Source organism: Burkholderia sp. AU15512 (assembly GCF_002223325.1).
Lineage (GTDB): Bacteria > Pseudomonadota > Gammaproteobacteria > Burkholderiales > Burkholderiaceae > Burkholderia.
Map to the genome: position 1 here is coordinate 965,295 of NZ_NKEX01000004.1, position 17,465 is coordinate 982,759.

The 17,465-nt window shown below is 67.1% G+C and carries 15 protein-coding genes; 4 read left to right on the forward strand and 11 right to left on the reverse strand.

The annotated features are described in order from the left end of the window. Positions 1-37: 37 nt before the first annotated feature. The 8 genes from esaR to def all read right to left on the reverse strand — a co-directional run bounded on the left by esaR (position 38) and on the right by def (position 8,591). Entirely contained in the window at positions 38-739 is a 702-nt protein-coding gene (gene esaR, locus CFB43_RS17185; protein WP_021163978.1) for a response regulator transcription factor EsaR, read from the reverse strand. Next, the gene (gene esaS / locus CFB43_RS17190; protein WP_089495849.1) at positions 740-3,154 is read right to left on the reverse strand and encodes a sensor histidine kinase EsaS; all 2,415 of its coding nucleotides are present in this window, start codon (positions 3,152-3,154) and stop codon (positions 740-742) included. Then, positions 3,144-3,734, reverse strand: a complete 591-nt coding sequence (locus CFB43_RS17195; RefSeq protein ID WP_039353770.1) for a DUF4390 domain-containing protein — start codon at positions 3,732-3,734, stop codon at positions 3,144-3,146. Before CFB43_RS17195 ends, esaS begins: the two co-directional genes overlap by 11 nt. Continuing rightward, positions 3,731-5,122: a 16S rRNA (cytosine(967)-C(5))-methyltransferase RsmB gene (gene rsmB / locus CFB43_RS17200; protein ID WP_089495850.1), complete on the reverse strand. Its 1,392-nt coding sequence runs from the start codon at positions 5,120-5,122 to the stop codon at positions 3,731-3,733. Before rsmB ends, CFB43_RS17195 begins: the two co-directional genes overlap by 4 nt. 232 nt (positions 5,123-5,354) lie before the next feature. Continuing rightward, positions 5,355-6,212: a zinc metalloprotease HtpX gene (htpX, locus tag CFB43_RS17205; protein ID WP_011353570.1), complete on the reverse strand. Its 858-nt coding sequence runs from the start codon at positions 6,210-6,212 to the stop codon at positions 5,355-5,357. Positions 6,213-6,313: 101 nt separating this feature from the next. Next, positions 6,314-6,949, reverse strand: a complete 636-nt coding sequence (locus tag CFB43_RS17210; RefSeq protein ID WP_089495851.1) for a LysE family translocator — start codon at positions 6,947-6,949, stop codon at positions 6,314-6,316. 120 nt (positions 6,950-7,069) lie between these two features. Then, complete coding sequence (fmt, locus tag CFB43_RS17215) at positions 7,070-8,053, reverse strand: methionyl-tRNA formyltransferase (RefSeq protein ID WP_089495852.1); 984 nt, start codon at positions 8,051-8,053, stop codon at positions 7,070-7,072. Positions 8,054-8,087: 34 nt separating this feature from the next. Further along, the gene (gene def, locus CFB43_RS17220; protein WP_006477461.1) at positions 8,088-8,591 is read right to left on the reverse strand and encodes a peptide deformylase; all 504 of its coding nucleotides are present in this window, start codon (positions 8,589-8,591) and stop codon (positions 8,088-8,090) included. Positions 8,592-8,776: 185 nt separating this feature from the next. On the opposite strand from def, the gene dprA reads away from it, so the two are divergent. From dprA to CFB43_RS17235, 3 genes are all read left to right on the forward strand, one after another. Further along, complete coding sequence (gene dprA / locus CFB43_RS17225; RefSeq protein ID WP_256990023.1) at positions 8,777-10,123, forward strand: DNA-processing protein DprA; 1,347 nt, start codon at positions 8,777-8,779, stop codon at positions 10,121-10,123. Positions 10,124-10,159: 36 nt separating this feature from the next. Further along, the gene (locus CFB43_RS17230; RefSeq protein WP_039353754.1) at positions 10,160-10,540 is read left to right on the forward strand and encodes a thioredoxin family protein; all 381 of its coding nucleotides are present in this window, start codon (positions 10,160-10,162) and stop codon (positions 10,538-10,540) included. Positions 10,541-10,733: 193 nt separating this feature from the next. Continuing rightward, positions 10,734-13,331 carry a DNA topoisomerase III gene (locus CFB43_RS17235; protein ID WP_089495854.1) on the forward strand — a complete coding sequence of 866 codons (2,598 nt, stop codon included), beginning with the start codon at positions 10,734-10,736 and terminating at the stop codon, positions 13,329-13,331. A 135-nt stretch (positions 13,332-13,466) separates the two neighbouring features. On the opposite strand, the gene CFB43_RS17240 is transcribed toward CFB43_RS17235, so the two are convergent. Beyond that, positions 13,467-14,516 (reverse strand): LysR family transcriptional regulator, encoded by a 1,050-nt coding sequence (locus CFB43_RS17240; RefSeq protein ID WP_089426598.1) that lies wholly within the window; start codon positions 14,514-14,516, stop codon positions 13,467-13,469. Positions 14,517-14,942: 426 nt separating this feature from the next. Here CFB43_RS17240 and CFB43_RS17245 point away from each other — a divergent pair, with 426 nt between their 5' ends. Beyond that, entirely contained in the window at positions 14,943-15,956 is a 1,014-nt protein-coding gene (locus tag CFB43_RS17245) for a D-2-hydroxyacid dehydrogenase family protein (protein WP_089495855.1), read from the forward strand. A 49-nt stretch (positions 15,957-16,005) separates the two neighbouring features. On the opposite strand, the gene CFB43_RS17250 is transcribed toward CFB43_RS17245, so the two are convergent. Continuing rightward, a complete protein-coding gene (locus tag CFB43_RS17250; RefSeq protein WP_089495856.1) occupies positions 16,006-16,872 on the reverse strand; it encodes a patatin-like phospholipase family protein in 867 nt (288 codons plus the stop codon). 8 nt (positions 16,873-16,880) lie between these two features. Next, positions 16,881-17,285, reverse strand: a complete 405-nt coding sequence (locus CFB43_RS17255; RefSeq protein ID WP_059232891.1) for a PaaI family thioesterase — start codon at positions 17,283-17,285, stop codon at positions 16,881-16,883. Positions 17,286-17,465: the final 180 nt, after the last annotated feature.

A 17,465-nucleotide genomic window follows, 5' to 3' on the forward strand; every position in this document is an offset into this window, starting at 1 on the left:
CCCTTCGTTACTTGATCAAGTACTTTCACGAAATATTTTATACGGCGCCTTCGGACGGCTTCTTGCCGAGCTCGACACCGAGCTGCTTGAGCTTGCGATACAGGTGCGTGCGCTCGAGGCCCGTCTTCTCCGCGACGCGCGTCATGCTGCCGTTTTCGCGCGCGAGGTGATATTCGAAGTACGCGCGCTCGAACGCATCGCGCGCTTCGCGCAACGGGATGTCGAACGGGATCGCGGCCGTCTGGCCCGCGAGGCCGAGTGCCGAAGCCATGTCGTCGCCGAGCGTCGGCAGCGCAGCCGCGGACGCAACGGCCGCGGGCCCCGCCGCCTGCCCCGCACCGGCCTTCGCCGCCGCGTTCGCGGACACCGGCGCCGCACCGCGTGCGAGACCGTGCTCGACGGACTTCAGCAGCTTCTGCAGCGCGATGGGTTTCTCGAGGAAATCGAGCGCGCCGATCTTCGTCGCCTCGACGGCCGTATCGATCGTCGCGTGCCCGGACATCATGATCACGGGCATCGTCAGCAGCCCCTGCGCCGCCCACTCCTTGAGCAACGTCACGCCGTCGGTATCGGGCATCCAGATATCGAGCAGCACGAGATCGGGCGCCTGATTCAACCGGTATTCCCGCGCGGCCTGCGCGTTCTCCGCCGCCTCGACGACGTGTCCTTCATCGCTGAGGATCTCCGAGAGCAATTCCCGGATGCCCATTTCATCATCTACCACCAGGATGGTTGCCATTTACGCTGCCTTTGTCTGCTCACTTGCTTTTGTCTTGGCGGGGGCCGTCCCGTCCTGCACGCCCGATTCGGCGCCTGGCGCATCACTCGCCATCTGCAGGAACAGGATCGACACCTGCGCACCCTCGACGGTCTCGCCGTGCATGCGATTGCGCAAATCGATCCGCGCACCGTGCTCATCGACGATCTTCTTGACCGTGGCCAACCCCAGACCCGTGCCCTTCGCCTTCGTCGTCACATAAGGCTCGAACGCGCGAGTCAGGATGCGCGCCGGAAAACCGGGCCCGTTGTCGGACACGGTAAGACGTACCGCGACGCGCGTTTTGCCCTCGGCGTCGGGATCGCCATATTCTACTGTCTTGGTTTCGATCAACACACGCGGATGCGCCGACTCCGCGACCGAATCCTGCGCATTCTGCAGCAGGTTGTGAATCACCTGGCGCAGTTGCGTCGCATCACCGCGTATCACCGGCAGCGACGGCGCGAGCTCGGCGACGATCGCGCTCTTGCCTTCGCCCACCCCGTACAGCCCGAGCACCTCGCTCGCCAGTTCGTTCAACTGCAGGTTCGAGAGCACCGCGGGCGGCGTGCGCGCGTACTCGCGGAAATCGTCGACCATTCGCTTCATCGCGGCGACCTGATTGACGATCATCGTCGCGCCGCGCTTGAGCACATCGGCATCGGGCGGGGCGAGCTTGTCGGACAGCTTCATCTGCAGCCGCTCCGCCGACAGCTGAATCGGCGTCAGCGGATTCTTGATCTCGTGCGCGAGCCGGCGCGCGACCTCGCCCCACGCGACCGAACGCTGCGCGGAAATCACGTCGGAGATGTCGTCGAACACGACGACGTAACCGGACGTCTGCGGATCGTCGGCCTGCCCCTCGACCGTCGACACGAGGCGCGTGCCGCGCACGAGCAACGTCAGCGGATCGGCTTCGCCCGGCACCTCGATCGCGAACTGCTGCTGCCAGTGGCCGCGATCGCCGCTGCCGCCGTCGGACGCCGCCTCGCGATCGGCGAACGCCTTGCGCACCATCGCGCCGAACCCGGCGGCCACGCCGATCCGGTCGAGCGTCGTGCCGATCAGCGCGTTGAACGGCTGCCGGAAAATCCGCTCGGCGCCGCGATTGGCCGTCGTCAGCCGGAACTGCCGGTCGAGCACGAACACGCCGGCCGTCAGGTTAGCGAGGATGCTCTCGAGATACGTCTTCGAATGCTCGAGCGCGACGCGGTTTTTCTCGACCGCGAGCCGCGCCTCGGACAACTGACGCGTCATCGCATTGAACGACTGCGTGAGGAAGCCCAGCTCGTCGCGCGTCTTGATCTCGCGCTTCGGCGTGTAGTCGCCTTCGGTGACCTCCTTCGTGCCCTGCGCGAGCAGGAACAGCGGCCGCGCGAGCTGCTGGCCGAGCGCGAGCGCGAGCATCATCGCGATGAAGGTCGCGAGGAACAGCGCCAGCGTCAGCGTGCCGATATACATCTTGCGCAGCCCCGTGCGGCCGAGCGACTTTTCCTGGTACTCGCGATACGCGCGCTGCACGGCGTCCGCGTTGTGGGCAAGCGTCGGCGGCACCGGCTGCGTGAGCTGCAGGAAGCGTTCCGCCGGCTGCAGCAACGACGTCGATGCATCGGGAATCGGCCGCACGACGCGCAACCGCAGCGCGCCCTTCGCGCCGTGCGCGCGCGGGTCGCCGTCGACTTCACCCTCGATCGCCGCGTACGCGCCGTGTTCGCGCGCCTGGTTCAGCATCAGCGGCGTCGGCAGGTCGTCCGGAATCAGTGCCGCGAAATTGCCCGACGCCTGCGCGACGATATGCAGGTCGGGTGCCGCACCCGAGCCGCCGCGGCTCGGCTCGACGATCGTCGCGTCCTGCACGCCGAACTGGTCGCGCAACCGCAGCAGCGTGAGCGTCGTGCCGTTGGTGTTCACATCGACGCTCGCGAGCTGGTCGGACATCAGCCGCGCCTTCGTCTGCAGATCGGACAGCGAAGCATCGAGCATCCCGCGGCCGAGGTTCAGGCCGGCCGTCAGCGCCGTCTCGACGTTCACGTCGAACCACGACTCGATACTGCGCGACACGAACTGGTACGACACGATGTAGATGATCCCGCCCGGCACCACGCCGACGAGCGCGAAGAACACCGCGAGCTTCGCGAGCAGCCGCGTGCCGAACTTGCCCTTCCTCAGGCGCACGACGATCATCCCGATCAGCCCGAGCACCACGAGCAGGAACACGAGCGCGACGACGATGTTCGTCGCGTACAGCCACGAGTAGTAGCGGTCGAAGAATTCGGTGTTCGCGCTCGCGGCCGCGAGCAGCACGAGCAGCAGCAGCGCGGTGAGCGCGACGGTCGAGACGATCACGCGAATGAGGAGGCTCTTCCCGCTGGCCGCGCGGCGCACTTTATTTAGCACGTTCGGTCACCGTGAAGTTGAAGCGCTTCCAGTCGGACCCGAGCGTCCAGTCGCGGTTGTTCACGGCATCGACCTGGAACGGCTTCGGCATCAGCGCCGTATCGAGCTGCATCCGCACCGATGCCGTGTAGGTTTCACCGGCGCGCACCTGGTTGCGGTCGATCACATGCCACGACGTGATGTGACGGACCACCGCGAGCGCATCCTTCAGCGACGGGAAACCGAGCTGCAGGCCGCCCGTCGACACGCGATATTCGCGCGTGAGCGGCTGGAACGACAGGCGGATCGTCTGCGTCACCGCCACCGGCTGCTCGTCGAACCAGTACCAGCGCGCCCGGCTCAACTCGAAGTCGGTCGTGAAATAAAGCGGAATGCCCTTGTTGACGGCATCCTCGAGGTTCGGGTTCAGCTCGAAATCGAAGCGTGCGTCGAGCGCCCAGCCGCTTCCGTCGGACTGGAGCGACGCGCGCTGCACGGCGATCGACTCGGCATGCGCCGGCCGGACGACAGCCAGGCACAGCGTCAACGCGACCATCAGGACCGCCGCGAGCCGAAGTGGAAAAAGGTGTTTGATCGTCACCGTTTCTGAAACCGCGCGTAGAAAAATCCGTCGTGATCGGTGTTCTGGTCGAGTGCGCCGGCGGCCGCCCCTCCCTGCACTCCGCCCGGCAGCAGTTGGCCGGGGGCGTCCAATCGTACCGCATCTTCACAGGCCGCTTCAAACCAGCGGGCCTGCCATTCCCCTTCCTCGGGGAAGACCGAACAGGTCACGTAAAGCAGTTCACCGCCCGCCTTCACGAGCGGCCACAACGCCGCCAGGATGCGGCGCTGTTCCGCGACGAGCGCCGGGATGTCGGCCTCGCGGCGCAGCCAGCGAATGTCGGGGTGCCGACGCACGATGCCGGACGCCGAGCACGGCACGTCGGCGAGGATGCGGTCGAACGGGCGCCCGTCGTACCAGGCGTCGGGGGCACCCGCATCGCCGACACGCACGTCCGCTTCGAGCGACAGCCGCACGAGGTTCTCGCCGATCCGTGCCGCGCGCGCGGCGTCGCTTTCCAGCGCGACGACTTCCGCATCGGCCAGCTCGAGAATATGGCCGGTCTTGCCGCCGGGCGCCGCGCATGCGTCGAGCACGCGCATGCCGTCGCGCGCACCGAGCCATTCGGCTGCGAGCTGCGCGCCGGCGTCCTGCACCGACACGACGCCGTCGGCAAACCCCGGAATGCGATCGACCGGCAGCGCCGATGCAAGCCGCACCGCATGCCGGCCGATCGCGGTCGCCTCGATCCCGTTCTCGCGCAGCGTATCGAGATACGCGTCGACGCTCGCGCGGCGCGCGTTCACGCGCAGCGTCAGCGGCCCTTGCCGCTCGCCGGCCGCGAGGATCGCCTGCCATGCGTCGGGCCACGCGCGCTTCACCGAAGCGACCCACCACGCGCGGTAGTTCCAGCGCGCGACGACGTCGTCCTGCAGCGCCGCGACGAGCGCGTCGCGCTCGCGCAGGAAACGGCGCAGCACCGCGTTGACCATCCCCTTCGCGAACGCGCATTCGCGGCGGGCGCCGATCACGGTCACGGCCTGATCGACCACCGTGAACGCCGGATACGCGGCCTCTTCCGCCGGGTCGAGCAGCAGCGCGAACGCACCGGCGAGCACCGCGTGCACGTAGGCGGGCGGCGCCTTGCTGATGAGCCGGCCGATCAACCAGTCCGCGCTACCGAGGCGGCGCATCGTCCGGTAAGCGACGTCCTGCGTCGCCCCGCGCGCGAGCGCCTGCGCACCGGACGGCATCTGCGCGAATACCGCCGACAGCGCCGCCGGCAGCGCGGTGCCGCGCCGCACCGCATCGACCGCCTGCGCGGCCGCATCGAGCGCGAAGCCGAGCGAATCGGGCGCGAGATGCAGCGCGGACAGGCGCGCCGGGCGGCCGGAAGAAGACGGAGCGGTAGAACGGGTTCGTGTCATCGGAGCAAATTCGGCAAACAAACGCGGCCAGCGGGCACAGCAAGCCAATGCGGCAAACGGCGGGATCGCGGCGCCCGTGGGCCCTGCCATCCCAAACCGGGCATTGTAGCGTGCGATGCGGCAGGCCCTTTGGCCCCTTTACGGCACGCGCAAATGAAACACCCCGCAGCGCGGAGCGTGCGGGGTGGTGTGACGGCTCCCGCGCGGCAACTGCCGCACGGTGTGCCGTGGCTTAGTCGAAGCGGCCGGTACGCGCCATCTCCATCAGGCGCGCGATGCGCTCCTCGGTGGCCGGGTGCGTCGAGAACAGATTCTGCAGGCCGCCACCGTGCAGCGGGTTCATGATCATCATCTGCGCGGTGGCCGGATGCTGCTCTGCCGCCTGGAACGGGATGCCCGCCGCATAGCGATGGATCTTGTCGAGCGCGGTCGCGAGCGATTGCGGATCGCCGGAAATCTGCGCGCCGCCGCGGTCGGCCTCGAACTCGCGTGCCCGCGAAATCGCCATCTGGATCAGCGCGCCTGCGATCGGTGCGAGCAGCGCGACCGCGATACCCGCGATCGGGTTGGCCGGCCGGCCATTCTCGTCACGCCCGCCGAAGAACATCGCGAAGTTCGCGATGGCTGAAATCGCGCCCGCCATCGTCGCGGTGATCGTCGAGATCAGGATGTCGCGGTGCTTCACGTGCGCGAGCTCGTGCGCCATCACGCCGCGCATCTCGCGCTCCGACAGCACGCGCAGGATGCCCGTCGTCGCGGCGACTGCCGCGTGCTCGGGGTTGCGGCCCGTTGCGAACGCGTTCGGCGCGTCCTCGTTGATCAGGTAGACGCGCGGCATCGGCAGGTTCGCGCGCGTGGCCAGTTCGCGCACCATCCGGTAGAACTGCGGCGCCGTGTTCTCGTCGACTTCCTGCGCGTTGTACATGCGCAGCACCATCTTGTCCGAGAACCAGTAAGAGAAGAAATTCATGCCGAGCGCGAACAGCAGCGCGATCGTCATGCCCCGCGAGCCGCCGATCATCCCGCCGATCACGATGAACAGGGCCGTGATCGCGGCCATCAGCATCGCCGTTTTGACCCAATTGAACATACCCACTCCTTATCCGTCAGGGGACACGCCGCGCATCAAAAGGGCGCGGCGGAAAATTGTAAGCGTTTTGTTAGATAAGGTCTTGCCGGAAAAATTCAATCTCACCGTTGCGATGTTGCAAGACGAAGACCGAGGCCGACGAAAGCGCTGCCGACCGTGCGGTCAAGCCACTTCTTGACGCCCGGCTTGCCGGAGAAGCGCGCCGTGACACTGCCCGCGACCCACGCGACGAGGCTGGTCCACACCGTGCTCATCACGACGAACACGCCGCCGAGGGTCAGGAACGCCCATGCCTTGTGCGGGCTGTCGGCCGACACGAACTGCGGGAAGAACGATACGAAGAACAGCACGACCTTCGGGTTCAGCACGTTGGTCCAGAAGCCCTGCATGAACAGCTGGCGCAGCGGCTTCGCGGCTTGCGTGGCCGCCGTGCCCGACGGCTCGGCCGCCTGCTTCGCGATGATCATCCGCACGCCCAGGTAGATCAGGTAGGCGGCGCCGACCAGCTTGATCACCGTGAATGCGGCAGCCGACGCCGCGAGCAGCGCGGTCAGGCCGAATGCGCAGGCGAGCGCGTGAACGCAGCAGCCGGCCGAAATGCCCAGCGCCGACATCAGCCCCGCGCCGCGGCCCTGCGCGACGCTGCGGCCGACGATATAGGCCGTATCGGGGCCGGGCGTGACGTTCAGCAGGAAGACTGCCAGCACGAAGAAGCCGAAATGGGTGATGCCGAACATGAAAACCTCGAAACCGGGGAGCGCAGGGAAATTCTACGCGCGCCTGCCGCGCCGCGCGACTCGACCATCCGGCCGATTGCGCACGCCCGGCAGGCCGTGTCGAATGGCGGTCAGGCCGCGTCAGGCAACGTCGGTCAGCGCGAAACGCTGGCCCGCGGCGAGCGGCGAGCCGGCCAGGAATTCGCGCGCGGGCAGCCGCTTGCCGCCCGGCTTCTGCAACTGCGTGACGCGCAGCGCACCACTGCCGCACGCGACGACCACGCCTTCCGGCGCGGCTTCGACGATCGTGCCGGGCGCCGCGTCGCCGCGCGCCGCCACCGGCTCGGCTGCCCACAGCTTGATCGCCGCGCCGTCGAGCGTCGCGACGCCGCCCGGGAACGGATCGAACGCACGCACCTGGCGCGCAAGCACGTCGGCCGGCTTGCGCCAGTCGAGTGCCGCTTCGTGCTTGCCGATCTTTTCCGCATAGGTCACGCCGTCGGCCGGTTGCGGCGTCGCCGGCAGCACGCCGCCGCGCTCGAGCTGCACGAGCGCGTCGACGATCAGTCGCGCGCCTTCGGCGGCGAGCCGGTCGTGCAGCGTCGCGGTGGTCTCGTCGGGCGCGATCGCGATGCGCGCTTCCTCGATCATCGCGCCGGTGTCGAGGCCGATGTCCATCTGCATCAGCGTGACGCCCGTCTCGGCGTCGCCGGCCTCGATCGCGCGGTGGATCGGCGCGGCGCCGCGCCAGCGCGGCAGCAGCGACGCGTGAATGTTGATGCAGCCGCCGCGCGGAATGTCGAGCACTTCCTGCGGCAGCAGCAGGCCGTATGCGGCAACCACCATCACGTCATGCGGCGTCGAGCGCAGCAGCTCGATCGCGTCGGCCGCCTCGGCCGGGTACTTGCCCGCCCGGCGCAGCGACGGCGGTTGCGCGACGGGCATCCCGTGCTCGACGGCGTAGCGCTTCACCGCGCTCGCCTGCAGTTTCATCCCGCGCCCGGCGGGGCGATCGGGCTGGGTGAGCACGAGCGGCACCGGAAAACCGGCCTCGTGGATCGCGGCGAGGGCAGCCGCGGCGAATTCCGGCGTGCCGGCAAAAACTACGCGCAACGTATGGGTCATGACAGCGTTCGGGGTCGGGCTGGGCGAACGCGCGTTACATCGCGCGTTCGAGTTTCTTCATCTTCGTCTTGATGCGCGTCTGCTTGAGCGGCGACAGGTATTCGACGAACACGCGGCCCATCAGGTGATCCATCTCGTGCTGGACGCACACGGCCAGCAGGCCCTCGCAATCGAGTTCGAAGGTCTCGCCCTGCTCGTTGAGCGCACGCACGCGCACATGATCGGGACGCTCGACTTCGTCGTAGATGCCGGGCACCGACAGGCAGCCCTCTTCATAGATCTGCTTTGCATCGCTCGACCACACGATCTCCGGGTTGATGAACGCGCGCAGCTCGTTCTTCTCCTCGGAGACGTCGATCACGATCACGCGCTCGTGCACGTCGACCTGCGTGGCGGCAAGGCCAATGCCCGGCGCCGCATACATGGTCTCGGCCATGTCGGCGACGAGCTTGCGGATCCGGTCGTCGACCTTGTCGACGGGCTTCGCGACCTTGTGCAGCCGCTTGTCGGGGTAATGAAGAATATTGAGTAAAGCCATGGCGTTCGGTATTCGGTGGAGCGGCGTGCCGCATCGGCCATCCGGCCGGCTGGCGCTGCCGCCGGGATGCAATGAAGATGAGGCGGACGCGCGGCGAATCAATGCCGCGGATCACGCCTCCTGCAATTGGCCGGGCGCCTGCGCGCGCGGCCCTGTCGAGTATTTCGGATGATGAAAATTTTATCATGGCGCCACGCGGTCCGCTGGCCGCCGCATTCGAGGGGCGCCTCATGTCGCCGCACGCGCTGACCACCTCCGCCGTGCGCGCATGGCTGCAGCTCGCGCATGCGCCCGGCCTCGCCCCCGCCGCACTGCAGGCATTGCTCGATGCGTTCGGCTCGCCGGACGCGCTGCTGCGTGCGCCCGATCACGCCATCACCGCCGTGACCAGCGCCGCCGCCGCCCTGGCCGTGCGCGCAAGCGAGCGCGGCGATCTCGACGCGCGCACCGACGCAGCGCTCGCGTGGCTCGACGCGCCAGGCAATGCGCTCGTCACGCTCAACGATCCGGCCTACCCGCCGCGGCTGCGCGACCTGCACGATCCGCCACTGCTGCTATATGTAAAGGGCCGGCTCGACCTGCTGCATGCGCGCAGTCTCGCCGTGGTCGGCAGTCGTCACGCCACGCCGCAGGGGCTCGCCGACGCAACGCACTTCGCACGCGAACTGTCCGACGCCGGGCTGCCGATCGTGTCGGGCCTCGCGCTCGGAATCGACGCCGCCGCACATCGTGGCGGGCTCGACGGCCGGTCGGGCACGGTCGCGGTGATCGCGACCGGCGCCGATCTCGTCTACCCGGCGCGGCACCGCGCACTCGCCCACGAGATCGCCGCGCACGGCGCGATCGTGTCGGAATGGCCGCTCGGCACGCCGGCCCGCGCCGCCCACTTCCCGCAGCGCAACCGGCTGATCGCCGCGCTCGCGGTCGGCGCGCTCGTCGTCGAGGCCGCGCCGCGCTCCGGCTCGCTGATCACCGCGCGGCTCGCGAACGAACTGGGGCGCGATGTGTTCGCGATGCCGGGCTCGATCCATGCGCCGCTCGCGCAGGGCTGCCACGCATTGATCCGCGACGGCGCGAAGCTCACGGCGGCGCCGCTCGATGTACTCGAGGAATACGGGCTGGGAGAATCGAAAGCCGGCACGGCGGGCGGTGCGGCGTGTTCCGGGCATCCGTGCAGGGGTACCGGCGACCTTCGCGAAACCGAAACCGCCACTCGGCGTGCCGCTGCCGGTGTGATCCAACATGGCGATGCCGTTCCGGCCACCGCGTCCGCCCGAGACGACGCACCGGCGCCGGCGCCACCGCTGCCCGCCCCCCCCGCCGAGCAGGCCGTCCTTGCCGCATTGGGATACGGCCCCGTCACCTACGAATGGCTCGCCGAGCACAGCGGCCTGCCTGACGACGTGCTGCACCGCGCGCTGCTGGCGCTGGAACTGGTCGGCCGCGTCGCCAGCCTCCCCGGCGGACGCTTCGCGCGGCTTGACGCAGCGCGCACCCCGCCCGTGGACGGCGTGCTACATTCCCCCGCATAGGGGCGGCCAGGCCGCCGACGATACTCAAGGAAACCCATGCCCGCGCTGAATCTCGACACCGATGCGGATCGGATCGCCGAGCGCCTCGCCGATCCCGGCACGTTGCTCGTCGCCTGCCTGTGCGCCGAGTGGTGCGGCACGTGCCGCGACTACCGGACGGCCTTCGACCAGCTCGCCGACGCGCATCCGGACGCCTGCTTCGCCTGGATCGACATCGAAACGCATGCCGACCAGCTCGACGATCTCGACGTCGAGAACTTCCCGACCATCCTGATCGAAGATACCCACACCGCCCGCTTCTTCGGCACGGTGCTGCCGCATGCGGCGATCGTCGAGCGGATGCTGTCCGACCTAAGCGCAGTACCCGGTGCGCCGCACGCACCGAAATTGCGCAATATCCTGGCCGTCGAAGCCTGACTTCGCGAGGCGGCCCGGTGGTTTAGCGCACATTTGCGCGCCCCGTCGCGCCGGGCGCTTGCCGCCGCTGCGGCCCCCCTCTATGATGGGCCGCTTTTTGCACGCCGAGCCGCCATTGCTGCGGCGTGTGCTATAAAGCGGTCGTAAAAGGGACCCACAACCGGCGAACCCGGTCTACCAACACACACCTGTCATGTCCAAAGCACTGATCATTGCGGAAAAGCCTTCTGTCGCGAACGACATCGCACGCGCTTTGGGCGGCTTTACCAAGCATGACGAGTATTACGAAAGCGACGATTTCGTCCTTTCGTCCGCTGTCGGCCACCTGCTGGAAATCGCCGCCCCGGAAGAGTACGAGGTCAAGCGCGGGAAATGGAGCTTCGCGCATCTGCCCGTCATCCCCCCGCATTTCGACCTGAACCCGATCGCAAAAAGCGAGTCGCGCCTCAAGGTGCTCACCAAGCTGTTGAAGCGCAAGGACGTCGACCGCCTGATCAACGCATGTGACGCGGGGCGCGAGGGCGAGCTGATTTTCCGCCTGATCGCGCAGCACGCGAAGGCGAAACAGCCGGTCCAGCGCCTGTGGCTGCAGTCGATGACCCCGCAGGCGATCCGCGACGGCTTCGCAAACCTGCGCAGCGACGCCGACATGCTGCCGCTCGCCGACGCCGCACGCTGCCGCTCGGAAGCCGACTGGCTCGTCGGGATCAACGGCACCCGCGCGATGACCGCGTTCAACAGCAAGGGCGGCGGCTTCTTCCTGACGACAGTTGGCCGCGTTCAGACGCCAACGTTGTCGATCGTCGTCGAACGCGAAGAGAAAATCCGCCGTTTCGTCCCGCGCGACTACTGGGAAGTGAAGGCCGAATTCGCGTGCGCGGGCGGCTTCTACGAAGGCAAGTGGTACGACCCGAAATTCAAGCGCGACGAATTCGATCCGGAGAAGCGCGACTCCCGCCTGTGGAGCCTGCCGGCTGCCGAGACGATCGTCGCCGCGTGTCGCGACCAGGTCGGCACGGTCTCCGAGGAATCGAAGCCGTCGACGCAGCTGTCGCCGCTGCTGTTCGACCTGACGAGCCTGCAGCGTGAAGCGAACAGCCGCTTCGGCTTCTCCGCGAAGAACACGCTCGGCCTCGCGCAGGCGCTGTATGAAAAGCACAAGGTGCTGACCTACCCGCGTACCGACGCGCGCGCGCTGCCGGAAGACTACCTGTCGACGGTCGAGTCCACGCTCGAGATGCTCAAGGAGAGCAACAACTACCTGCCGCATGCGAAGCAGGTGCTCGACAAGGGCTGGGTGAAGCCGAACAAGCGGATCTTCGACAACTCGAAGATCAGCGACCACTTTGCAATTATCCCGACGCTGCAGGCGCCGAAGTCGCTGTCCGAGCCGGAGCAGAAGCTGTACGACATGGTCGTGAAGCGCTTCCTCGCCGTGTTCTTCCCGGCCGCCGAATTCCGCGTTACGACGCGGATCACCGAAGTCGCCGGCCATCACTTCAAGACTGAAGGCAAGGTGCTCGTCGAGCCGGGCTGGCTGCAGGTGTACGGCCGCGACGCCGAAGGCGCGGATGCGAACCTCGTGCCGGTGCAGAAGGACGAGAAGGTGAAGACGGACGAAATCGCCGCCGTCGCGCTCGTCACGAAGCCGCCCGCACGCTACTCGGAAGCGACGCTGCTGTCCGCGATGGAAGGCGCGGGCAAGCTCGTCGAGGACGACGAACTGCGCGAGGCGATGGCCGCGAAGGGCCTCGGCACGCCGGCCACGCGCGCGGCGATCATTGAAGGCCTGCTCGGCGAGAAGTACCTCGTGCGCGAAGGCCGCGAACTGATCCCGACCGCGAAGGCATTCCAGCTGATGACGCTGCTGCGCGGGCTCGGTGTGAAGGAACTCACCGCGCCCGAGCTCACCGGCGAATGGGAATACAAGCTGTCGCAGATGGAGCGCGGCAACCTCGGGCGCGAAGCGTTCATGCAGGAAATCGCCCGCATGACGCAGCAGATCGTGAAGCGCGCGAAGGAATACGATTCGGACACGATCCCCGGCGATTACGCGACGCTCGAGACGCCGTGCCCGAACTGCGGCGGCCAGGTGAAGGAAAACTACCGCCGCTTCGCGTGCACGAAGTGCGAGTTCTCGATCTCGAAGATCCCGGGCAGCCGGCAGTTCGAGATCGCGGAAGTCGAGGAGCTGCTGCGCGAGAAGACGATCGGCCCGCTGTCCGGCTTCCGCAGCAAGATGGGCCGCCCGTTCTCGGCGATCCTCAAGCTGTCCTTCGACGACGAGACGAAGAACTACAAGCTCGAGTTCGATTTCGGCCAGGACACCGGCGGTGAGGAAGGCGAAGCGCCCGACTTTTCCGCACAGGAGCCGGTCGGCGCGTGCCCGAAGTGCAAGGGCCGCGTGTTCGAGCACGGGATGAGCTACGTGTGCGAGCACTCGGTGGCTAACCCGAAGACCTGCGACTTCCGCTCGGGCAAGGTGATCCTGCAGCAGGAAATCACGCGCGAGCAGATGGGCAAGCTGCTGGCCGACGGCCGCACGGATCTGCTGCCGAACTTCAAGTCGTCGCGCACGGGCCGCAACTTCAAGGCCTTCCTCGTGAAGCAGCCGGACGGCAAGATCGGCTTCGAGTTCGAGAAGAAGGAGCCGAAGGCCGCTGCCGCGAAGAAGACGGCAAAATCGGCGACGAAGGATGCCGAAACCGTGACGGAAGGCGCCGAAGAGAAACCGGCACCGGCGCGCAAGACCGCCGCCCGCAAAACGACGGCGCGCAAGACGGGCTCTTAACGGCCTGGCGGCCGGGCTCCCCCGGCCATGCCGAACTCGGGCAGGCAGCCATAAAAAAACGCGGATCGATTGCTCGATCCGCGTTTTTCTTTGTGCCGGCGGCAACCGCTACCAAGCCGCCAGGCCGTCGCGCCGTTACAGCGGCGACGGCGCCGCAACGCGCGTGCGCGGCGAACGCGGCAGGCGCGGCGACAGGTTCGGGTCGGCCGCTTCCGGCTGCTCGGCACGCGTCTCGACACCGATCGGCGCGAGCGCCGAACTCTGCGCGGCCCACTGCTCGCCCATCGTCGCGTCGGTCGAGTGGCTGAAATGTTCGACGAGGTGGTCGATGAACGTGCGCACCTTCGCGGGCAGATGGCGCCGGCTCGGGTAAGCGATGTTGATCTCGACCTGCGGCAGCCGGAAATCCGGCAGCAGCCGCACGAGCGCGCCGCGCGCGATATCGCCGCCGATCAGGTAGCTCGGCAGGATCGCGACCCCCATCCCGAGCAGCGCGAACTGGCGCAGCATCGCGGTGTTGTTCGCGACGATCACGTTGGTCGGGCGCACGCGCACTTCGCCGTCCGGCCCCGTGAACACACGCTCGTCACCCCAGTATTCGGTCGGCAGGCTGAGGCTCGGGTGCTCGGCGAGATGCTCCGGATGGGTCGGCACGCCGTGCTTCTCCAGATAGCTCGGCGTCGCGCACACGGTCATGCAGCCGGTGGTCAGGCGCCGCGTGACGATGCTCGCGCTGCGCATCTGGCGCGTGACGACGATGCCGACGTCGAAGCCTTCCTCGACGAGATCGACCTGCCGGTCGACCAGCGTGAGATCCGGCACCACTTTCGGGAAATTCTCCGTGTACGACTGCAACACGGGCGCGAGGTTGTGCAGGCCGAACACGACCGGCGCAACGATGCGCAACGTTCCGACCGGCTCGTGATTGCGCGCAACGACCATCTGCTCGACGTCCTCGAGCTCATCGAGGATCTGGCGAGCACGCTCCAGATAGACCTGGCCCGACTCCGTCAGGGAAAGGCTGCGCGTGGTGCGGTTCAGCAAACGCGTGCCGAGCCGGCCTTCCAGATCGGCGACGTGACGCGTCGCGACCGCGTTGGAGATATCCATTGCACTCGCGGCCCGCGCAAAACTGCCGAGATCTGCAACCTTGACGAACACGCGCATCGACTGCAAATGATCCATAAACGACTCCTGCCGCTGTTACAACTTCAAAAAGATGAAGCAAATGCGTAATTCTCCTACGACAGCGGAAATGATGCAGAGTTGCTCAACAAGGCCCCGGTTGACGATAAAAATAGTCAAAAATCCTCGCCTTCTGCGGATAGATGATCCAATTATTCTGATTAAAGCAACAATTGGGTGAACCTCGTCGAGTAAGTGGCCGAATCAGGAAGGACGTATTTGATGCGACACAACAGCGCACCCTTCCACCCGTCGCGCAAGCGGCGCCGGGTCAGGCCGCCGCCAATTGCGGCGGAGCGTAACAACCTGTTAAAAAGACACCATGAAGGCGGCCGACGTAGCATCATGTCGGCCCCGGCCGGGCGGGACGGGTGCGCGACGTGCGCCGCCGCCACCGCCGCTTTCAACGCGCGACACCCGCTCACCATGAAAATTGCCATCCTCGACGACTACCAGGACGCCGTCCGCAAGCTGAACTGCTTCGAGATGCTTGCCGACCACGACGTGAAGGTCTTCAACAATACGGTGCGCGGATTGGGACAACTCGCCAGCCGTCTGGCGGAAGTCGAGGCGCTCGTGCTGATTCGCGAACGGACCCCGATTTCGTCGCAACTGCTCGCCAAGCTGCCGAACCTGCGCATGATCAGCCAGACCGGCCGCATTTCGAGCCACATCGATCTCGACGCGTGTACCGACCGCGGCATCGCCGTGCTCGAAGGCACGGGCTCGCCGATTGCCCCCGCCGAACTGACCTGGGCGCTCGTGATGGCCGCCCAGCGCCGCATTCCGCAATACGTCGCGAACCTGAAGCAAGGCGCGTGGCAACAGTCGGGCCTGAAGACGTCGGCAATGCCGCCGAACTTCGGCCTCGGCCAGGTGCTGCGCGGCCAGACGCTCGGCATCTGGGGCTACGGCAAGATCGGCCGGCTCGTCGCCGGCTACGGCAAGGCGTTCGGGATGAACGTGCTGATCTGGGGCCGCGAGCATTCGCTCGAGGCCGCGCGCGCCGACGGCTATACGGCCGCCGAAAGCCGCGAAGCGCTGTTCGAGCAGAGCGACGTGCTGTCGCTGCACCTGCGCATGCATGACGACACGCGCGGGATCGTGAAGCAGGAAGACCTGATGCGGATGAAGCCGACGTCGCTGCTCGTCAACACGAGCCGCGCCGAACTGCTCGAGGAAAATGCATTGGTCAACGCGCTGTCGCACAACCGTCCGGGAATGGTCGCGATCGACGTGTTCGAGAGCGAGCCGATCCTGCAGGGCTACAGCCTGCTGCGGATGGAAAACGTGATCTGCACGCCGCACATCGGCTACGTCGAGCGCGAAAGCTACGAGCTCTACTTCAGCGCGGCATTCCGGAACATCCTGGCGTTCGACCAGGGCGACATGTCGAGCGTCGTCAACCCGGAAGCCCTGACGCCGCGCCGCGTGCGCTGAGCGCTGCGGGCCGCGCCTGCCGCGCGGCTCCGCTTCCTGCTTCCCGTCTTCAGGCGGCCACGCGGCCGCCTGTCATCGCGCCGACGCGCGTGAGGAAATGCTCGCCGTCGCGCCGCCCGAGGTCGTACGCATGCCGCATCTGCGACGGGCTCGTGTAATCCCAACTCGAAATCGGCACCTTGCTCGACGGCTGCACGTACAGCCGCCGCTGCTCGCCGTGCGCGACCGTGAACATCTGCGGGCGCGGGTACAGCCGCGTGACGAGCACCAGCACGTCGCCGGGCGTCGGGTCGAGCGCGTCGACCGGCACGTTGTCGACCATCCCGCCGTCGAGCACGGGCCGGCCGCTGCGGCGCAGCACCGGCGTGAACGGTGGCGTGCAGGACGACTGCAGGATCAGGTCGGCGAGATCGTCGACGCGCGTGCAGGCCTGCGCGCGCACGAATTCCGGCCGAAAGCCGAGCGAGCGCCCGAGCGTCGGGTGCAGCGTCTTGCGCACGTACTTCTCGATGTTGTACGCGACGAGGCCAGCGGCCACCGCGCTGCGCGCGCCGAGCCAGCGCGGCACGTGCGACACGCCGATGCGGATCTCCGGCGCCGCGGCCAGCTTCGCGAACGGCTCGCCGTAGATGTCGAGCAGCGCCTGACGGTAAATCCGGTAATGCGGAAACACGGGCTCGCGCCCGAACAGGTTGCCCCAGTACGCGTTCTTCCGGTTGTGGCGCAGCGCCTCTTCGTAATAGCGCATCACCCAGGCGGCGTCGCGCGTATACAGCATGCACGCGGTCGCCGCGCCGGCCGAGATGCCGGTGATCACGCGCGGGCGCAGGCCGAGCGCCGGCTGGGCGACGTCCCAGAAGCCGGCCTGCCACCAGCAGCGATTGCCGCCGCCCGCAAAGACGATCTGGTCGAACATCGCGCCGCTCAGCTGACGAGCGCGTAGGTCGACGTCGCGTGAACGGCCATCTTGCCGTCCTCGTCGAACAGCTCGACTTCGCCGAATACGAGATTGCGGCCCATCCGCAGCACGCGCGCGGTGACGAGCACGTCGCCCTTGCGCACGGGCCGCATGAAGTTCGTGTTCAGCGATACGGTGGTCATCGGCCGGAACTCGCCGAGCGCGACCGAGATCGCGACCACCATCGCGGTGTCGGCGGCCGCCGTGAACACCTGGCCGCAGATGATGCCGCCCGAATGGCGGAATTCGCCGGAAAACGGCAGGCGCAGCGTGACGCTGTCGTCGCCGATCGACACGGGGACCAGACCGAGCGAGCGGACCCAGGGGGCCAGCAAGCGATCCAGCAATTCGCGGACTGCGTTTTCGTCCATCTTCGAAAGCCCAGAAAGCGTTGCGCGACCGTCGCGCAACACGTGTGGCGTCATCATACCGGGAGCGCGGAAACTGCGATCGCTCGTGATCGGGCCGGCACCTGCCGTAGCGGTGACGAAATATTTTCAGGAAATTTGCAGAAAGGGCTTGCAAGACCTCAAATACCCATGCATAATCTT